16 protein-coding genes are annotated in these 18,726 nt (G+C 64.9%); 7 read left to right on the forward strand and 9 right to left on the reverse strand.

The genetic code is table 11. The features are described from left to right. The coding region (locus J1M86_RS15810) for a condensation domain-containing protein (RefSeq protein ID WP_241260168.1) at positions 1 to 1,161 on the reverse strand (1,161 nt) is incomplete at its 3' end. A gap of 56 nt (positions 1,162 to 1,217) precedes the next feature. On the opposite strand from J1M86_RS15810, the gene J1M86_RS15815 reads away from it, so the two are divergent. Both J1M86_RS15815 and J1M86_RS15820 read left to right on the forward strand, forming a co-directional pair. After that, on the forward strand, positions 1,218 to 1,922 hold the full coding sequence (locus J1M86_RS15815; RefSeq protein WP_206510610.1) for an HNH endonuclease signature motif containing protein: 705 nt from the start codon (positions 1,218 to 1,220) through the stop codon (positions 1,920 to 1,922). A gap of 53 nt (positions 1,923 to 1,975) precedes the next feature. Then, positions 1,976 to 2,404: an ABC transporter permease gene (locus J1M86_RS15820; RefSeq protein WP_206510611.1), complete on the forward strand. Its 429-nt coding sequence runs from the start codon at positions 1,976 to 1,978 to the stop codon at positions 2,402 to 2,404. A 9-nt stretch (positions 2,405 to 2,413) separates the two neighbouring features. On the opposite strand, the gene J1M86_RS15825 is transcribed toward J1M86_RS15820, so the two are convergent. Both J1M86_RS15825 and cobN read right to left on the reverse strand, forming a co-directional pair. Continuing rightward, positions 2,414 to 2,791, reverse strand: coding sequence for a PPOX class F420-dependent oxidoreductase (locus J1M86_RS15825; RefSeq protein WP_206510612.1), 378 nt, complete (start codon positions 2,789 to 2,791; stop codon positions 2,414 to 2,416). 15 nt (positions 2,792 to 2,806) lie between these two features. Continuing rightward, positions 2,807 to 6,412: a cobaltochelatase subunit CobN gene (cobN, locus tag J1M86_RS15830; protein ID WP_206510613.1), complete on the reverse strand. Its 3,606-nt coding sequence runs from the start codon at positions 6,410 to 6,412 to the stop codon at positions 2,807 to 2,809. Positions 6,413 to 6,581: 169 nt separating this feature from the next. On the opposite strand from cobN, the gene cobG reads away from it, so the two are divergent. The 3 genes from cobG to cobJ are packed head-to-tail and all read left to right on the forward strand — an operon-like array spanning position 6,582 to position 9,878. Beyond that, entirely contained in the window at positions 6,582 to 7,715 is a 1,134-nt protein-coding gene (cobG, locus tag J1M86_RS15835) for a precorrin-3B synthase (RefSeq protein WP_206510614.1), read from the forward strand. Between the two features lie 31 nt (positions 7,716 to 7,746). Next, positions 7,747 to 8,373: a precorrin-8X methylmutase gene (locus J1M86_RS15840; protein ID WP_075839774.1), complete on the forward strand. Its 627-nt coding sequence runs from the start codon at positions 7,747 to 7,749 to the stop codon at positions 8,371 to 8,373. Further along, a complete protein-coding gene (gene cobJ, locus J1M86_RS15845) occupies positions 8,370 to 9,878 on the forward strand; it encodes a precorrin-3B C(17)-methyltransferase (RefSeq protein ID WP_206510615.1) in 1,509 nt (502 codons plus the stop codon). The genes J1M86_RS15840 and cobJ overlap by 4 nt, the downstream gene beginning before the upstream one ends. On the opposite strand, the gene J1M86_RS15850 is transcribed toward cobJ, so the two are convergent. Genes J1M86_RS15850 through J1M86_RS15860 form a run of 3 tightly spaced genes read right to left on the reverse strand, consistent with a single transcriptional unit; the run spans position 9,861 to position 12,549 of the window. Continuing rightward, positions 9,861 to 10,598, reverse strand: a complete 738-nt coding sequence (locus J1M86_RS15850; protein WP_307786657.1) for a cobalt-precorrin-6A reductase — start codon at positions 10,596 to 10,598, stop codon at positions 9,861 to 9,863. The genes cobJ and J1M86_RS15850 overlap by 18 nt on opposite strands. Further along, positions 10,595 to 11,797 (reverse strand): precorrin-6y C5,15-methyltransferase (decarboxylating) subunit CbiE, encoded by a 1,203-nt coding sequence (gene cbiE, locus J1M86_RS15855; RefSeq protein WP_206511071.1) that lies wholly within the window; start codon positions 11,795 to 11,797, stop codon positions 10,595 to 10,597. The genes J1M86_RS15850 and cbiE overlap by 4 nt, the downstream gene beginning before the upstream one ends. Further along, positions 11,797 to 12,549 carry an SDR family NAD(P)-dependent oxidoreductase gene (locus J1M86_RS15860; protein WP_206510617.1) on the reverse strand — a complete coding sequence of 251 codons (753 nt, stop codon included), beginning with the start codon at positions 12,547 to 12,549 and terminating at the stop codon, positions 11,797 to 11,799. Before J1M86_RS15860 ends, cbiE begins: the two co-directional genes overlap by 1 nt. Positions 12,550 to 12,581: 32 nt before the next feature. On the opposite strand from J1M86_RS15860, the gene J1M86_RS15865 reads away from it, so the two are divergent. Further along, positions 12,582 to 13,007, forward strand: coding sequence for a PPOX class F420-dependent oxidoreductase (locus J1M86_RS15865; protein WP_075839755.1), 426 nt, complete (start codon positions 12,582 to 12,584; stop codon positions 13,005 to 13,007). Positions 13,008 to 13,021: 14 nt separating this feature from the next. Here J1M86_RS15865 and J1M86_RS15870 read toward each other — a convergent pair whose 3' ends face one another. Then, a complete protein-coding gene (locus J1M86_RS15870) occupies positions 13,022 to 14,167 on the reverse strand; it encodes a Xaa-Pro peptidase family protein (RefSeq protein WP_206510618.1) in 1,146 nt (381 codons plus the stop codon). A 27-nt stretch (positions 14,168 to 14,194) separates the two neighbouring features. On the opposite strand from J1M86_RS15870, the gene J1M86_RS15875 reads away from it, so the two are divergent. Further along, positions 14,195 to 15,166, forward strand: a complete 972-nt coding sequence (locus J1M86_RS15875) for a 5'-3' exonuclease (protein ID WP_206510619.1) — start codon at positions 14,195 to 14,197, stop codon at positions 15,164 to 15,166. Positions 15,167 to 15,181: 15 nt separating this feature from the next. On the opposite strand, the gene J1M86_RS15880 is transcribed toward J1M86_RS15875, so the two are convergent. Next, a complete protein-coding gene (locus J1M86_RS15880) occupies positions 15,182 to 15,931 on the reverse strand; it encodes a DUF4333 domain-containing protein (RefSeq protein ID WP_206510620.1) in 750 nt (249 codons plus the stop codon). Between the two features lie 68 nt (positions 15,932 to 15,999). Then, the gene (locus J1M86_RS15885; RefSeq protein WP_307786658.1) at positions 16,000 to 18,717 is read right to left on the reverse strand and encodes a DEAD/DEAH box helicase; all 2,718 of its coding nucleotides are present in this window, start codon (positions 18,715 to 18,717) and stop codon (positions 16,000 to 16,002) included. Positions 18,718 to 18,726 lie beyond the last annotated feature (9 nt).

Below are 18,726 nucleotides of genomic sequence, written 5' to 3' on the forward strand. Positions count from 1 at the left end.
GACGTCGAGTCCGGGGAGTTCGAGGTGTGCGGTGGTGTTGTTCTGGAATTCGAGGAGGACTTGGAACAGGGGTGAGTGGTCGGTCGAGCGTGTGGGTGCGAAGGCGTCGACGAGTCGCTCGAAGGGGATGTCGGTGTTGTCGAAGGCGGCGAGGTCGGTTGCGCGGGTGCGGGCGAGGAGGTCGGTGAAGGACTCGTGCGGGGAGACCTCGGTGCGCAGCACCAGGGTGCCGACGAACATGCCGACGAGGTTGTCCAGGCCTGCTTCACCGCGGCCGGCGATGGGGGTTCCGACGGTGATGTCCTCGGTGCCACTGAGCCGAGAGAGGAGAAGTGCGAGCGCAGAGTGCACAACCATGAACAGAGTGGCATCGTGTGCAGCGGCGCAACGCGTGAGCTGCGCACGAATATCGGACGGAATCTCGAATCGAGTCGTGGCGCCGTCGACAGTTTGCTGGGTGGGTCGTGGGTGGTCGAGCGGCAACGGCAACACATCGGGCACATCTGCCAACGTCTGCGACCAGAACGCCAACTGCTTCGACGCCACCGACTCCGGATCGTCCTCGTCACCGAGCAACGACCGCTGCCACAACGTGAAATCGGCGTACTGCACCTCGAGCGGCGCCCACGACGGAGCACTGCCGGAGACCCGCGCCGAATACGCCACCATCACATCCGCCGCCAACGGCGCCATCGACGCACCATCAGCGGCGATGTGATGCACCACGATCGCCAACACGAACCGATCGAGCGACTCGGAGTCCGCATCGACGACCCGATACAACGACGCCCGGAACGGACGATCCACCGTCACATCGAACCCACGCGAGGCATCGGCCAACACCCGCGCCGACACCTCAGCGGACTCGACCTCGACAACATCGAACGAGAAAACTCCGACCTCGGCTGGATGAATCAACTGATGCGGCAACTCCCCCACCGTCGGGAACGTCGTCCGCAAACTCTCGTGCCGAGAAACCACATCGGACACCGCAGCACCCAAGGCAGCGATGTCGAGTGCACCGGTCAACTGCACCGCAAGAGGAATGTTGTACGCCGCCGAGGACGTATCGAACTGATTGATGAACCACATCCGCTGCTGCGCCTGCGACAACGGCACCCGATCCGGACGCTCCATCGGCACCAGAGCCGGACGCTCCATAGATGCTTAACCGAGCCTTATCGTCGGCAGCGTCAGATGTGTATAAGGGACAGCGCATGAGCACACCCACCCGCACACAAACCACTGACGACCGACGCCGAGCCACCCTCACCACCACCGACAACAAAGACGACCCGAAACCCGACGACCCGAACCCCGACACCGAGACCGAAGGCACCGACACCGGCAACAACGGATTCCTCTACGACACCGACCTACTCGCCGACCTCACAGAACCCGAACCTGCCAGCACCACCCCCGACCTGATCCTCGGCCGCACCCGCACCCTCGCAGCCGGACACCTACCCGACCCGCCACCGAACCCGCCACGGGCGCCTGCACCCGCCACCACCGCCGCAGGCCTCGCCGACTACTACCGCGCCGTCGTCGCAGGCGACCCACACCACGATCACGCCGAACACCCCGACGGCCACGGCGGTCATCCGACACCTCCACCCGGAGCCCTCACCTACACCCCCGGCACAGCACTCGCGACGTACATCCGCGCCCAATACCCCACCTGCCGCCACCCCGGCTGCACCATCGCCTCGAACCGCTGCGACCTCGACCACATCGTCGAATTCGACCATCACAACCCCCACCGCGGCGGCTGGACCATCGCCGCCAACCTCGCCCCCTACTGCCGCACCCACCACAATCTCAAAACCAGCAAACTCTGGACCACCGAAAAACTCCCCTATGACGTCATCCACACCACCGACCCACACGGCAACCACTATTTCGACCCACCCGAACTATGAGCGCGCACATAACCTTCGAGCAGACAGATTGCAGGCCGGGATAGGCTGCGGGCGTGTGGAGAGCAGTGTGGTGGGCCCTGGTTGTGGTCGCAGTGGCCGTCACCGCGAGTGTCGGGACCTCGTGGTCGATGGCTGATGTGTCGCTCTCGTGCTCCAAGATCGGCGAAAGCGGATCTTTCTACCAATGCGATGACCGTGCCGTCCACGTGCTTGGGGTATGGCCGTTGATCGGTGTGGGACTGTTGCTCGCGGCACCGCTCGTAGTGGCAGCATTGGCCATGCGAAAGTGGGTTTCCTGGGTCGCTGTTGCGGCGTTCCTCGGTCTGTCTTTCGCCGGGCTTCAGCTATGGGCCGCGTCCTCTTATTGGAGCCTGCTTTTCCTTGCGGTTCCCTTGGCGGCCCTCGGATCAGTCGCCGCCACGTTCCAGCGCAGTGCCCCGCGCCCAGGAACGTCAGGACGCCGTTCTACTCCAGTGGCGTAGATCTCCAGGTCACCCAGGTACGACGACGATCCCGACTGTTCCGTCCTTGCCACGGCGAAGTGAACTGCCCTTGACCACCAGCCATCCTACGATGCCGTACTTCGACGTGATCGCCGCGCGAGCCTTCTCGGTCCCCGCCGCGTCGAGGACTTCGGCGATGCCGTCGACAGCGTCGCCCTCGATCTTTCCGCGTGCCGAGCAGGGCGCGACGGTGACCTTCGCGTTGCGCCTGATCCGTTTGACCTTCCACGAATCGGCCGTGGTCCAGACGAGGAGTCGGTCACCGTCGCGCGCGCCCCACAGGGGTGTCGCGACGGGCGTTCCGTCCTTCTTGAACGTAGTGAGCGAAACGTACTTTCCGTCGGCGATCTCCTGGAACGTAGCCATGCGCCAAGCGTACGGCTACTCGCCCTCGAGGTCTCCCTCTGTTTCCAGGTACACCTGACGCAACCCGTCGAGCACATTCGGATCGGGTTCTGCCCACATCTTCCGTTCAGCGGCCTCGAGGAGACGCTCGGCGATTCCGTGTAGTGCCCAAGGATTCGACTGCTGCATGAACTTCTGGTTCTGCTCATCCAACACGTATGTCTCGGCGAGCTTCTCGTACATCCAGTCGGCCACCACGTCCGTTGTGGCGTCGTAGCCGAAGAGATAGTCGACAGTTGCCGCCATCTCGAACGCACCCTTGTAGCCATGTCTACGCATCGCATCGAGCCAGCGCGGATTGATCACACGCGCACGGAACACCCGAGCAGTTTCCTCGGACAGTGTGCGAGTGCGGACCGATTCCGGTCGCGTGCTGTCGCCGATGTAAGCCTCGGGTGACTTACCGGTCAGCGCACGCACGGTCGCAACCATGCCGCCGTGATACTGGAAGTAGTCGTCGGAATCGGCGATGTCGTGCTCGCGCGTGTCGGTGTTCTTGGCTGCCACGGCAATACGCCGGTACGCGGTGCGCATGTCGTCGGATGCAGGAACACCGTCGAGGCCGCGACCGTAGGCGAAACCGCCCCACGTCGTGTACACCTGTGCCAGGTCCTCGTCGCTGCGCCAGGTCTTGCTGTCGATCAGCTGGAGTAGCCCCGCGCCGTAGGTACCGGGCTTACTGCCGAAGATTCTCGTCGTCGCGCGTCGTTCGTCGCCGTGTTCGGCGAGATCGGCCTGGGCGTGGGCGCGGACATAGTTCTGCTCCGCCGATTCGTCGAGGGCGGCGACCAATCTGACTGCGTCGTCGAGCAGTGCCAGCACGTGCGGGAACGCGTCCCGGAAGAAGCCGCTGATCCGGACGGTCACATCGATGCGTGGCCTACCCAGCTCATCGAGGTCGATCACCTCGAGTTTCGTCACCCGGCGGGAGGCCTCGTCCCATACCGGACAAACACCCAGCAGCGCGAAGACCTCCGCAACGTCGTCGCCCGAGGTACGCATCGCCGAGGTACCCCACACGGAAAGGCCTACCGACTTCGGCCAATCGCCATGGTCCTTGCGGTATCGAGCGAGCAGTGACTCGGCCATCGCCTGACCGGTTTCCCAGGCCAGTTTCGACGGCACCGCTTTCGGATCGACCGAGTAGAAGTTTCGGCCGGTCGGAAGCACATTGATCAGTCCGCGCAGTGGGGAGCCGCTCGGACCGGCGGCGATGAATCCGCCGTCGAGGGCATGCAGCACCTGCGAAATCTCGTTCGAGGTTCCCCGCAGCCGTGGTACCACCTCGGTGGCAGCGAACCGGAGGATGTCGACGACAGTCGAACCATGCTCGCCCGCAACACTTTCCACCTCGGCCGGGTTCCATCCGGTGGCAGCCATCGCCGCGACGAGACCGTGCGCGGTGGCTTCGACCTCGTCGACCCGCACCCGCGCCTCGTCGCCGTCCTCACTGAGCCCGAGAGCTTCGCGAAGCCCCGGGACGGACTGCTCGCCGCCCCACATCTGGCGGGCACGAAGCATCGCCAGCACCAGTTCGACCTCGGCGTCGCCGACGGGTTCTTGCCCCAGGATGTGCAACCCGTCGCGTATCTGGACATCTTTGATCTCGCACAGCCAGCCGTCGACGTGGAGCAGCATGTCGTCGAACACTTCTTCGTCCGGACGCTCCTCCAACCCGAGGTCTTGATGCATCTGCGCGGCAGTCATCAATGTCCAGATCTGCTGTCGGATGGCAGGCAACTTGGCAGGATCCAACGTCGAGATGTTGGCGTGCTCGTCGAGAAGCTGTTCGAGCCGTGAGATGTCGCCGTAGCTTTCCGCCCGCGCCATCGGTGGAATGAGGTGGTCGACGAGGGTTGCATGTGCCCGTCGCTTCGCCTGCGTGCCCTCACCCGGGTCGTTGACCAGGAACGGATAGATCAGGGGTAGGTCGCCGAGTGCGGCATCGGTACCGCACGAGGCCGACATGCCCAGCGTCTTACCCGGCAACCATTCGAGGTTTCCGTGCTTGCCGAGGTGAACCATCGCGTCGGCGCCGAATCCGCCGTCCTCACGGGCAGCTTGGATCCAGCGGTAGGCCGCCAGATAGTGATGACTCGGCGGCAGATCCGGATCGTGGTAGATCGCGACCGGCCGCTCACCGAATCCGCGGGGCGGCTGCACCATGATCACGACGTTGCCGAACTGCATCGCGGCAATGACTATCTCGCCATCTGGATCGCTCGAACGGTCGACGTACATGTCCCCCGGCGCCGGGCCCCAATGCTCCTCCACCGAGGAGGTGAAATCCTCGGGTAGCTCGGCGAACCACGAGCGGTAGCGGGCGGCGGAGATTCGGATGGGGTTGCCCTCGAGCTGTTCTGCGGTAAGCCAGTCGGGGTCCTGTCCGCCGCGCGCGATCAGGGCATGGATCAAGGCGTCACCGTCTCGTGCCGCCAGGCCGGGAATGGCGTCGGGCCCATCCTCTGGACCGAGATCGTAACCGGCGGAGCGCATTTCCGACATCAAAGCGATGGCACTGGCCGGGGTGTCGAGACCGACGGCGTTGCCGATGCGGGCATGCTTGGTCGGGTAAGCCGAGAACATCAGGGCTATACGACGGTCGGCGGCCGGGATGTGACGGAGCTTGGCATGGCGGACTGCGATTCCGGCGACCCGCGCCGCACGTTCGTGATCGGGAACGTAGGTCGTGAGGCCGTCCCCGTCGATCTCCTTGAAGGAAAACGGAACGGTGATGAGTCGACCGTCGAACTCGGGCACCGCCACCTGGGTCGCGACATCGAGTGGCGAGAGACCGTCGTCGTTGTCGTTCCAGGTGGCGCGGCTGCTGGTCAAACACAACCCCTGCAGGATCGGCACATCGAGAGCGGCCAGTTCGGCCACATCCCACGCCTCGTCGTCGCCGCCGGCCGATGCACCGGCCGGTTTGGTACCACCGGCTGCAAGCACGGTGACGACCATGGCGTCCGCAGACTTCAGCGTGCTGAGGAGTTCGGGTTCGGCGGTGCGCAGCGACGCGCAGAAGATCGGCAGTGCGCGCCCGCCGGCCTTCTCGATGGCAGTGCAGAGCGCGTCGATATAGGCGGTGTTGCCGGCGAGGTGCTGCGCCCGGTAGTACAGGATTGCAACGGTCGGGCCGTCCACCTCGATGGTCGGAGTGCGGCCGAGCAGGCCCCATGTCGGCGTATGGAGCGGTGCCGCGAAGCCGTGCCCGGTCAGCAGCACGGTGTCGGAGAGGAATGCGTGCAGCTGTGCGAGGTTCTCCGGGCCACCCTCCGCCAAGTAGTTGTGGGCCTGAGCCGCGACATTGGCCGGAACGGTCGACAGCTCCATCAGCTCGGCGTCCGGAGCCTGCTCGCCGCCGAGGACGACAACGGGAACTCCCGCGGCCAGGACTGCGTCGACACCGTCCTCCCAGGATCGCTTGGAGCCCAGGATGCGGAGGACGATCAGATCTGACCCGTCGGCCAAGCCAGGTACATCGTCGGCCAGCAATCGCGACGGATTGCCCCACCGGTATTCCGCGCCACTGGCACGCGCGCTGAGAAGATCGGTGTCCGAGGTGGACAGCAGCAGGATCACAGGTAACGCCCTTCTGAGAGGTTTTCGCGCCCCTCGTTCAAGTGTGTAGCTCACCGAGAGGGTCTGACTGTGACAGTGGCGCGACCGCACCGGAATTTCACCGGTTTCCTCTCGGCCGAAGCCTACTTCAGCGGAATGCTACCGAAGTTCCAGCTAGTAACCTGGATGCGTGAGCTCGCCCGCGCCCCGCACCACCCCCGACAGATGTCCGGGTGCGCTGTCCACGCACCAGGCTGCGGACGGGGCGCTGGCACGGGTTCGATTGCCCGGCGGTCTGCTCACATCGGCGCAGCTACAGGTACTGGCGCACTGCGCCGCGGAGCTCGGCAACGGGTCGATCGAGCTGACCTCACGCGGCAACGTGCAGCTTCGCGCGGTGACCGATACCGAAAAGTTGGCACGTAGGCTCGCCGATATCGGGCTGCTCCCGTCCCCCTCGCACGAACGCGTGCGGAACATCGTGGCGTCGCCGCTCAGCGGCCGCGTAGGCGGCACCTCCGACGTGCGTTCGATGATCGGCCGCCTCGATGTGGCGGTGTGCGCGGAGCTCGAGCTGGCAGATCTGCCTGGTCGTGTGCTGTTCGCACTGGACGACGGTCGCGGTGACGTCGCATCACTTGCCCCGGATTTCGGTGTTCTGGCGGTTGCACCCGACCGGTACGCACTGCTTCTCGCCGGTGCAGACACCGGTGTGCGGATCAGCGAGGACACCGTCGAGGTTCTCGTCGCGGCGGCACGTCACTTCGTGGAGTTGCGGCGCGAGCAGTGGAGGCTCAGCGAGCTGCCCGACGGTACGGCCCGGGTGCTGGCCCGGTTGGGTCTCGCGTCAGGTGCCTCGACCGATGTTCCCCGGAGATCCGATTCTCTCGCACCGATCGGATGGCTACCGCAGCGTGACGGACGGGTGGCCCTGGGGGCCGCGCTCGCACTCGGCGTTCTCGATGCCCGTTCGGCCGAGTTTCTCGCGGCCGTCGACAAACCAATGGTCATCACGCCGTGGCGAAGCCTCGTGCTGTGCGATCTCGACGAGGACGCCGCCGAATCGGTCGTGCGCGTGCTCGCCCCCATGGGGCTCATCTTCGATGAGCATTCACCATGGATCCACGCCAGCGCGTGCACGGGGTCGCCCGGGTGCGACAAGTCCCACGCGGATGTACGAGCTGATGTCACCGCCGCTGTCGACGCCGGCAACATCTCGCCAGGAGAGCGTCAGCATTGGTCCGGATGCGAACGCCGCTGCGGGCGACCCAAAGGCGCAGTACTGGACGTGGTCGCCGGACCGACCGGATACCGGGTGTCCTGACGGCCGACCGGCCTGGCTTATCGTGATCCTCATGCACGACTACATCCGCGACGGCGCGGAGATCTACCGACAATCCTTCGCGACCATCAGGGCCGAGGCGGATCTTTCGGCGTTCTCCCCTGATATCGCGCAGGTGGTCGTTCGCATGATCCACGCGAGCGGTGAAGTCGATCTCACCGAGGTCGTCGCCGCCACACCCAACGTCGTGGTCGATGCACGCGCCGCTCTCGAGGCCGGCGCCCCGATTCTCTGCGATGCGAACATGGTCGCCGCCGGGATCACTCGACGACGCCTCCCGGCGGACAACGAAGTAATCTGCACGCTCTCGCACCCGTCGGTTCCGGCGCTGGCCGAAAAGCTGGGGACCACCCGAACGGCCGCTGCTCTCGAACTGTGGGGTGATCGACTCGACGGTGCCGTCGTTGCCATCGGCAACGCGCCCACGGCGTTGTTCCACCTGCTGGAGATGCTCGAGGCAGGCGCGCCGAAGCCCGCCGCGATTGTCGGCGGTCCGGTCGGTTTCATCGGGGCAGCCGAGTCCAAGGAAGATCTGATCGAATCCGGCTCGGGTGTCGAATATCTGGTGGTGCGTGGGCGACGCGGCGGCAGTCCTATCACCGTCGCCGCGGTCAATGCTATTGCGAGCGAGACGGAATGAGCATTCAGTCAGGAAAGCTGTGGGGCGTGGGCATCGGACCGGGCGACCCGGAACTGGTCACGGTCAAGGCTGCGCGTGTGATCGGCGAAGCAGATGTCGTCGCCTTTCACAGCGCACAGCACGGGCGCAGCATCTCTCGCGGTGTCGCCTCGCGCTACATGCGTGAGGATCAGATCGAAGTGCATCTCGTCTATCCAGTCACCACCGGCACCACCGATCACCCGGGCGGGTATCAGGGTGCCATCGACGAATTCTACGAGCAGGCCGCCGAACGCCTTGCCGAACATCTTGTTTCGGGCCGTTCGGTTGCACTGCTGGCAGAAGGTGACCCGCTCTTCTACAGCTCGTACATGCATATGCACAAGCGACTCGCCGATCGGTTCGACGTCGAGATCGTTCCCGGTGTCACATCGGTGAGTGCGGCCTCCGCCGCGATGGAAACCCCACTGGTCGAACGGGACGAGGTGTTCACCGTCCTGCCCGGCACCCTGCCAGTCGACGAGCTGGCCCGCCGCCTTCGCACCACCGACGCCGCAGCAATCATGAAGTTGGGCCGCACATTTCCCACGGTGGTTCGTGCCCTGGAGCAGTCGGGCAGACTGGCCGAGGCTCGCTACGTCGAACGTGCGAGCACCGATCGTGAGCGGGTGCTCGCCATCGGCGACGTCGACCAGTCGGAAGTACCATATTTTTCCATCGCCATCGTTCCGAGTCCGTCCAACAACAACGTTGCTGCCGATCCCCTGCCAGGTGAGGTCGTCGTGGTCGGGCTTGGGCCGGGCGCCGATCACTGGACCACCGACGAGGTACGCCAGGAAATCGCCGCCGCAACGGATCTCGTCGGCTACGTCACCTATCTCGATCGCGTGAGCGCACGCCCCGGACAGGTACGCCACGCCAGCGACAACAAGGTCGAGTCCGAGCGCGCCGCATTCGCCTTGGATCTCGCCAAGCGCGGCAAGCGAGTCGTGGTGGTCTCGTCCGGCGATCCAGGGGTGTTCGCGATGGCTGCTGCCGTCGTCGAGGTAGCCGCGGAGCCGCAATGGCGCGATGTCCGCGTGCGCGTGGTGCCCGGAATGACCGCAGCCAACGCTGTTGCCAGTCGCGTCGGAGCGCCACTCGGACACGACTACGCGGTGATCTCGCTCTCGGACCGGCTCAAGCCGTGGGCTGTCGTGGCTGCTCGCCTGGCCGCCGTGGCCGCCGCGGACATGGCCATCGCGATCTACAATCCCGCCTCGAAGTCGAGGACCTGGCAGGTCGGTGCCATGCGCGATCTCCTGCTCGAGCACAGGGAGGCGGACACGCCCGTGGTCATCGGTCGCGCAGTGGGTACCGCGGATGAATCCGTGCGCATCGTCACTCTCGAAGAGCTCGAACCCGAGGACATCGACATGCGGTGCCTGCTCATCATCGGCTCCTCCCAAACCGAAGTCGTCGAATCCGACGCGGGCACCCGAGTATTCACCTCGCGTCGCTACCCGGATTCACAGCCGAGTTCGTAACCAGGCCACGGCGCCGTCGACCGAATCGGTCACATGGTCGCTCGGTGATGCCGGGGGCCGGGCGATCATCACCACTGGGATACCGAGTCGACGGGCGGCCACCAGCTTTCCCTCCGTCATCGCCCCCCCGCTGTTCTTGCTGACCACGACATCGATTCGGTGCTCGCGCATCGTGGCGATCTCGTCGTCGATGTCGAATGGTCCACGCGCCAGCACAAGCTCGTGCCGCGATGGCAGCTCATCCACGGGTGCATCGATACTTCGGATCAGAAACCAGGTGCGACTGTTACCTGCGAACGCCCATACCCCGAGGCGTCCGATCGTGAGAAAGGCTCGTTCCGAGAACGATTCGACCATTCTTGCGGCGTCGGCGGGAGTCGAGGCGTCCAACCACACGTCGCCGGCGCCGGCTGTCCACTCCGGTCGATTCAACCGTAGCAACGGAACTCCCACGCTCGCAGCGGCAATAGCGGCATTGCCGGACATGGTTGCGGCAAAAGGGTGCGTTGCATCGACGACGACCTCGATCGCATGGGCGTGGATCCAGGTAGTCAATCCATCGGCGCCACCGAAGCCGCCGACTCGCGAATCACCTTCTGGCAGATGTGGATCGGACACTCTTCCCGCCAGCGAGGTCATGATGGCGAATCGGCTGTCCTGCGACAAGCGCGCTGCGAGAAGTCGAGACTCGGACGTGCCCCCGAGGATCAGCACGTTCACGACTTGACTGCACTCCACTGGGCAACCGGGAGCTGAGGTCGCCAACTCGTGAACGTCCCGAGCGGCTCACCCCGATAGATTTGAAACTTCCTGAGAGTACCGCCGAAACGCGAAACACAGTCCAGCAAGAGCGCTTCGGACTCGGCGGTCACGGCGTTGGCGGTGAGCCGGCCACCTCGACCCAGCTGCTCCCAACAGGCGTCGACCATGCCGTCCTGGGTCAGTCCTCCGCCGATGAAGACGGCGTCGGGCGGGTCGCCCCCGAACTCGTCCGGGGCCGGCCCCAAGACTCGCAGAGCAGGCACACCGAGCGCGGACGCATTCGATTCGATCTGTTCGCGGCGGCCGACAATCGATTCGAACACCGTTGCACGGCAACTCGGGTCGGTGCGCATCCACTCGATCGCTATCGACCCGGAGCCGCCGCCGACATCCCAGAGGTGTTCACCGGGAGCCGGAGCCAGCGCTGACAATGTCAGACTGCGCACCTCGGACTTCGTCAGCTGCCCGTCGCCACTGTATGCAGAATCGGGTAGACCGGGGACACGCGTGAGTCGTTGGTATGTCGGATCGCTCACACACTCGATCGCGACCACGTTCAACGCATCGCCGACGGGGTGACTCCACTTGTCGGCAGTTCCCGTGACCAGTCGTTCTGCGGGACCGCCGAGTTGTTCGAGCACGGTGACGGAGGAACCGCCGAAACCGGAACGGCGAAGCAGTTCGACGACGTGCGCCGGAGTGTGCTCGTCTCGAGACAGAACAAGAACGTGGGCGCGATCGAAGAGCGCAGGGGAAATGCTGGTGACGGCCGCATTGACGATGTTGACCGTGGTGGTGGCGTGTACGGCCCAGCCCAACCTGGCGCATGCCAGCGACAGCGAGGATGCAGCCGGGATGACGTGCAGCCTCGAGGCGCCGAACTCGCGTGCCAGGCTCACCCCGATCCCATGGAACATCGGATCACCGCTGGCGAGTACACAGACCCGGCGTCCGTCGAACTCCTCGATCGAGGATCGGAGTGCTGGAAGCAACGGGCTCGGCCAGCGACGTAGCCGGTCCGCAGCGATCGGCAGTGTCGATAGTTGCCGGGCGGACCCGAAGACCACATCGGCAGCGTGGAGTACAGCTCGCGTGTGCTCGGACAGGCCGTCCCAGCCGTCGGCGCCGATGCCGATCACCTCGATCGGGTGGTGCATCAGCGCGGCATCTTTCGCCACAGCCATGCCGGCAGCATGTTCAAGCCGAAGTAGATCGGTGCGAGGATGCCCGGTACCCACACGCGCGCTCGGCCGCGGGCGAGAGCCCGAACCACTGCGTCAGCGACCTGTTCCGGCGTGCTGGAAAACGGCGCGGGCGTCATCCCCTGGGTCATCGACCCGATGACGAAACCTGGCCTGACCAGCAACAGTGACACGCCCGACCCGTGCAGCGCGTCGGACAGACCACACGCGAAGCCGTCGAGGCCTGCCTTTGCCGAGCCGTAGACGTAGTTGGCTTTCCGAACGCGGACACCGGCAACCGAGGAGAACACGACGAGTTGGCCACTACCCTGCTTTCGCAGCAAGTTTGCGGCATGGGTCAGGACGGACACCTGCGCAACGTAGTCGGTGTGCACTATCGCCACCGCGTGCTCGGCGTCTGTCTGTGCGCGAGCGTTGTCGCCCAGAATGCCGAACGCCAACACGACGGTGCCCAGTTTGCCATGGGCTTCGACAACAGAATCTAGAAAGCGCCCGTGCGACGCCAAGTCGTCGGCATCGAAGAAGACTGTGGACACCTCCCGTGCCCCCGCTGCTGTCACCTGCGCAACCTGATCGTCCAATTCGTGGCTACGCCGCGCGGCAAGCACCACTCTTCGGCCCTCGGCCAGCCGAAGAGCTACCTCCATGCCGATATCGCTGTGCCCTCCCAGAACGAGCAGGGTGTCGTTTACGCCTGTGGCAGTCACGCCTGACAGTGTCGCCGATTACCGTTTGTTTCATGACTACCACCCCCACGGATCCGTCCTCGCTCACCGAGGGAGCGCTCGAGTTCTTGACCGAACGCCACCTGGCGACACTTACCACCCTTCGAAAGGACGGGACCCCGCACGTCGTTGCAGTGGGCTTCACCTGGGATGCGGAGAACTCGATCGCTCGGGTGATCACCAGCCGTGCGTCCCAGAAGGCCCTGAACGCAGCACGCGGCGGCTATGCCGCGGTGAGCCAGGTCGACGGCGCTCGCTGGTTGACGCTCGAAGGTCCGAGCGAGGTACTCACCGACAAGGACGACGTGGTGGACGCCGAACAGCGATACGCACGGCGCTACCGAGTGCCGCGGGAGAACCCCGAGCGCGTCGTCGTGCGCATTTCGGTGCAGCGTGTTCTCGGTTCTCGGTCGCTGTTAGGACGAACGCCGACACCCTGATCAGTGGCCCGAAATCAGTCGATGGGAAGCGAGACGAGACCGTGCGGCCGCTGGTTGACGGACTCGCAGCCGTCCGCGGTGACGATCACGATGTCCTCTATGCGCGCGCCCCAGTGACCACGGAAGTAGATTCCAGGTTCGATGCTGAAGGCCATCCCGTCGACCAGTTCGATATCGTTCCCGGCAACGATGTACGGCTCCTCATGCACCGACAGCCCGATGCCATGCCCGGTCCGGTGTAGGAAAGCCTCTCCCAGGCCCTCGGCGACGAGAATGTCACGTGCAGCAGCGTCGATGGCCTCGGCAGTGACGCCGGGCGCGACCGCGCCGACGGCGGCCTGCTGAGCTCGCTCGAGCACCGCGTACTGGGCGGCGATCTCCGATGATGGTTCGCCCAGAACGTATGTGCGCGTCGAGTCGGAGTTGTAGCCGGGGTCGACCGGCCCGCCGATATCGATGACCACGACATCACCGACCTCGATCACCCGATCGGAGACCTCGTGGTGGGGGTCGGCGCCGTGCGGACCGGATCCGACGATGATGAATGCGGCCTCGGTATGACCTTCTGCAACGATCGCGTCACCGATATCGGCGGCGACGGCCGCCTCGGTACGCCCGACCTTCAAGAACTCGCCCATCCTGGCGTGAACCCGGTCGATGGCCTGTCCGGCCCGGCGCAGTGCAGCGATCTCGGAATCGTCCTTGAGCATCCGCAGCCGGCGCAGCACCTCGGTTGCGAGGATGGGGGTCCGGCCGAGCTTGTCCGCCAGCGGGACGAAATGCAATGCAGGCATGGCGTCGTCGACTGCAGTGGCAGCCCCGCTGGGCAACAAGCCGGAGACAATGTCGTACGGGCTGACGCCGTCGACCCAGTCGGTGACACGCAGCCCTAGCTCGGTCACCGCCGAAGGCTGCAGGGCAGCAAGTTCGAGTCGTGGAACCACCACCGTCGGGGTGGATCCGTCAGCCGCGACGACAAGGCAGATCAAACGCTCGAAGGAGCTGGCTTGCGAACCCACCAGATAGCGAAGATCCGGACCCGGTGAAATCAACAGAGCATCGAGTCCGGCCTGCCCCGCGTACTCGGCTGCGCGGGCAAGCCGAGAGGAGTAGATCTCTGAAGGGAAGCGAGCAGCTGACTGCTGGGAATCGGAACTCATGACTCCAGGCTATCGGCGTTTGGCAAGATGATGGCCATGACAGACCCGGGAAAGTCGCCTCTGCTCCTTCTCGACGGAGCCAGCCTGTGGTTTCGCGCCTACTACGCACTGCCCGAGTCGATTACGGCCCCGGACGGAAGGCCCGTCAATGCTGTCCGCGGATTCATCGATATGGTTGCCGCGCTGATGACGCGAACCGAACCGAGCCGCCTCGCCGTCTGCCTCGATTTGAACTGGCGCCCGCAGTTCCGTGTCGACGCCATCCCGTCCTACAAAGCCCACCGCGTCGCCGAGGCGGCGCCGGGAACTGAGGAAAGCGAGGAAGTTCCAGACTCGTTGACGCCGCAGGTGGACATGATCATGGACGTTCTCCAGGCCGCGGGCATCGCCACGGCCGGCGCCGACGGGCTCGAGGCCGACGATGTGTTGGGAACACTGGCGGCCCGCGAAAGAAACGATCCGGTGGTGGTGGTGAGCGGCGACCGTGACCTGCTTCAAGTTGCCGCAAACGAGCCCGTGCAGGTGCGGGTTCTGTACGTCGGCCGGGGGCTCGCGAAGGCCGAAATGTTCGGGCCGGCGGAGGTCGCCGAGAAGTACGGCGTGCCGTTGCACCGCGCCGGTGACGCCTACGCCGAACTGGCCTTGCTTCGTGGCGATTCGTCCGATGGACTACCGGGTGTCAAAGGCGTGGGCGAGAAGACAGCATCGACGCTCATGCTCCGATACGGGTCCGTCGCGGAGCTGCGTGCAGCCGCCCTGGACCCGAGCAGTGACATGGCGCAGGGTGTACGCGCCAAGTTGAACGCCGCGAGCGACTACCTCGACGCCGCCCTGCCGGTGGTGCGGGTGGTGACCGACGCCGACGTTCACCTGTCACGATCGGACGTCATCCCCGCAGCGCCGGCCGACAGCGAACGACTGAACCAGCTCGCCGTCGAGCTGGGAGTCGTCAACGCTGTGGACCGGCTCGTCTCGGCTCTCGCGGCCAACGGAAGCTGAGAAAGCCCTTCGCGGTCAACGAGGGCGCGATACCACGTAGGTGCCCTGATCGTCGGTCATCGTCAGCGTGACGGTTCGCTGCGCGCCATCGACCTCGAGCGTGCACTCGAATGAGGCACCCTCCTCGACCGTCATACCGTCGGGGCAGGACACACCGGACACCGTGGACGCGCCGTATGTTCCGATGACAATTTGCTCGACACCGGATTCGGCGGCTGCACGGTCCAGTTGAGCCGTCCGGCCGAAGGCGAAGACAAGACCGCCCACGACGACGATCGCCGCGAGGACCCCGGCGGCGATCAGCAAGGGCTTCTTCGATTTGCTTGGTGCTGCCTGCTGTTGCCCGGGGTTCCACTGTCCCTGTGTCGGATACTGGCCCTGCTGTGGGTACTGCCCTTGCGGATATTGACCCTGTGTCGGGTACTGGCCCTGCTGTGGGTACTGCCCTTGCGGATATTGGCCCTGCGGCGGGTACTGCCCCTGTGTCGGGTACTGGCCCTGCGGATACTGACCCTGCGGTGGGTACTGGCCCTGTGGTGAGTATTGACCGTACTGCTGCTGGGGATAAGGCTGTTGCGGGTACGGCTGGCCGTACTGCTGCTGAGCGTTGGGATCCGGAGCCCATCCCTGCTGACCGGGTTCGATTGGTTCTCGAGGCGGGTTGTTCCAGCCGTCCGAGCCTGTATCTCGGGATTCGGGTTCGCGTGACCCGGCACCGCGGGACCACTGGTCGTCCGGATTGTTCGGACCGTACGGGCCGCTCATCTCGCCTCCACTCGATTGGATCGATCGGCCGTCACCTTATCGCGCCGCCAACGGCTCCGGTCGGATGATCAGGCCGCGTCGATGGCAACCACTCCTCGACGCAACGCTTTCACAGCTTTCGAGGCGGTCTGGGATATCTCGGGATCCGGTGACGCGAGCCGTACCTGATCGAGAAGATCGATGACCTGGCGGCACCAGCGGACGAAGTCACCACCGGACAACGCCTTGCCGTTGTCGCCCGCAGCGATGAGCGCGTCCACGAGAGAGTGGTTGCTCGCCCACCGGTGCACCGCAGTGACGAATCCCACATCCGGTTCACGGGTAGGCGGCAGCTTGTGCCGAACCTCATCTGCTCGCAGCTCGGTCCACACGCGCACCGTCTCGCCCAGTGCGTGCCGAATAGGCCCGGTTGGGCCATGCGGGGTGGCGTCACCCTCCTGCCGGGACTCGAACACGACCGCCGATACGACGGCGGCGAGTTCGGCCGGCGCCAGTCCCCGCCACAAATGCTGGCGTAGGCACTCGGCCACCAACAGGTCCGACTCGGAATAGATTCGGCCGAGACGGGCACCGTGCTCGGTGACTACCGGCGTCTTGCCCGAGGTGATGTAGTCGCGTTCCACGAGCAGGGCCAGGATCCGATCGAAGCTTCGCGCCAGGGAGTTGGTCGTGGCCGACACCTCCCGCCGCATCGCCTCGGTGTCTCGGACGAGCTTGCTGTAGCGCTCGCCGACCCGACCGAGTTCGTCGCGGTCCGGGCGCGAGTGGACAGGGTGCGAACGGATGCTTCGGCGCAGCGTAGCCAGCTCTCGATCGTCTGCCGCGGTGGACTTCTGACGCCGCCTGTCCGAGGGTGTCGAGATGCCGGTCGATCTGAGCGCTGCGGATAGATCTCGCCGAGTGCGCGCGGTCCGATGATCTACGAAGCGCGGCAGTCTCATCCGGCCCAAGGTATCGGCGGGCGAAGGGAAATCGGCCGCCGACAAACGTCCGGCCCACGCATCCTCGGTGAGTACGAGCGGGCGGGGGTCGAGGCGATCGTCGTCAGGCTCGAGAACAACGGCGAGTCCGCTTCGCTTCCCACTCGGTACCGAGACGACGTCACCGCGCTCGAGTCCGTGCAGTGACTCGACGGCTCGATCACGTCGGTCCTGTCGGCCTTGGCGCTCCAGAATCCGTTCGCGCTCCTTCAGCCGTTCGCGCAACCGTGCGTACTCGAAGTACTCGCCCTCCGGCCCGCCCAATCGATCACCGAGTTGAGCGATTGTCTTGTCGTTGCGGTCGATACCGCGAACCAACCCGACGACCGAACGATCGGCCTGGAACTGCGCGAACGATCGCTCGAGCAGAGCACGCGACTCCGGCGCCCCGAACTGCTCGACCATGTTGATCGACATGTTGTATCCGGGACGGAAGGAACTGCGAAGAGGGAAGGTACGTGTCGAGGCGAGCCCAGCAACTTCCGTAGGCTCGGTCCCCGGTTGCCACAGCACCACGGCATGACCCTCTACGTCGATTCCCCGACGCCCGGCGCGTCCGGTCAACTGCGTGTACTCGCCGGGGGTCAGTTCGGCGTGAGTCTCACCGTTGTATTTGACAAGCTTTTCGAGCACCACGGTTCGCGCCGGCATGTTGATACCGAGGGCAAGTGTCTCCGTAGCGAACACGGCCCGCACCAGACCCTTGACGAACAGCTCCTCGACGGTGTGCCTGAACACGGGGAGCATGCCCGCATGGTGCGCCGCGAGACCACGCTCGAGTGCCTCGCGCCACTCCCAGAAACCGAGGACTTCCAGGTCTTCACGAGGCAGTTCGGAGGTGTGTTGCTCGACGATGTAGCGAATTTCCTCCGCCTGCTCGGGCGTGGTCAGTACCAGACGAGACCGCAGGCACTGCGTCAGCGCGCCGTCACATCCTGCACGACTGAAGATGAAGGTGATCGCCGGCAACAACCCTTCTTGATCGAGCTTTGCGATCACGTCCGGACGCGGCAGAGGACGGTTGTTGGCACTTGTCCGACCACTGCTCCGCCCCCGCCCCCGCCCGTGCGCGGGCTGCCATCGGTCCGCGTGGTCGAGCGCCTGGCGCTGCTTCACATGCCGTACCAGTTCTCGGTCGACCACCAACCGGGACGCGCCGTCACCGGACTGCGCACGCGTGTCGAACAGGTCGAACAATCTGCGTCCGACCATGATGTGCTGCGAGAGGGGAACCGGGCGGTTCTCATCGACGACCACGGTGGTGTCGCCGCGCACCGTCTCCATCCATGCGCCGAACTCCTCGGCGTTACTGACGGTCGCAGACAGGCTCACCAGTCGAACGTCCTGAGACAGGTGCAGGATCACCTCTTCCCAGACTGCTCCACGGAATCGGTCGGCCAGATAGTGCACCTCGTCCATCACCACGTGCGACAACCCACGCAGGGCATCGGAGGACGCATAGAGCATGTTGCGAAGAACTTCGGTCGTCATGACCACGATCGGCGCGCTCGGGTTGATGGACGAGTCGCCGGTAAGCAAACCGACGGTGTCACGACCGTAGCGGGCGGTGAGCTCGGCGAACTTCTGATTGCTGAGCGCCTTGATCGGCGTCGTATAGAAGCACTTTCTTCCCGCTGCCAGGGCAAGGTGAACGGCGAACTCGCCGATGATGGTCTTGCCTGCACCTGTCGGCGCACAGACCAGTACCCCATGACCGGCCTCGAGCGCGGTACACGCATCGACCTGGAAGCGGTCCAGTGGAAATGCGAGTGTGTCGGTGAACTGCTGCAATCGAGTGGCATGCACGCTCACATG

Origin of the sequence: Rhodococcus sp. KRD197 (genome assembly GCF_017168235.1) — a bacterium.
GTDB lineage: Bacteria > Actinomycetota > Actinomycetes > Mycobacteriales > Mycobacteriaceae > Rhodococcoides.

Coding starts and splice junctions, on each gene's coding strand:
- J1M86_RS15840 (WP_075839774.1), top strand. CDS start 7,747: ATGCACGACTACATCCGCGACGGCGCGGAGATCTACCGACAATCCTTC.
- J1M86_RS15865 (WP_075839755.1), top strand. CDS start 12,582: ATGACTACCACCCCCACGGATCCGTCCTCGCTCACCGAGGGAGCGCTC.
- cobJ (WP_206510615.1), top strand. CDS start 8,370: ATGAGCATTCAGTCAGGAAAGCTGTGGGGCGTGGGCATCGGACCGGGC.
- J1M86_RS15880 (WP_206510620.1), bottom strand. CDS start 15,931: ATGAGCGGCCCGTACGGTCCGAACAATCCGGACGACCAGTGGTCCCGC.
- cbiE (WP_206511071.1), bottom strand. CDS start 11,797: ATGCACCACCCGATCGAGGTGATCGGCATCGGCGCCGACGGCTGGGAC.
- J1M86_RS15825 (WP_206510612.1), bottom strand. CDS start 2,791: ATGGCTACGTTCCAGGAGATCGCCGACGGAAAGTACGTTTCGCTCACT.
- J1M86_RS15870 (WP_206510618.1), bottom strand. CDS start 14,167: ATGAGTTCCGATTCCCAGCAGTCAGCTGCTCGCTTCCCTTCAGAGATC.
- J1M86_RS15875 (WP_206510619.1), top strand. CDS start 14,195: ATGATGGCCATGACAGACCCGGGAAAGTCGCCTCTGCTCCTTCTCGAC.
- J1M86_RS15815 (WP_206510610.1), top strand. CDS start 1,218: ATGAGCACACCCACCCGCACACAAACCACTGACGACCGACGCCGAGCC.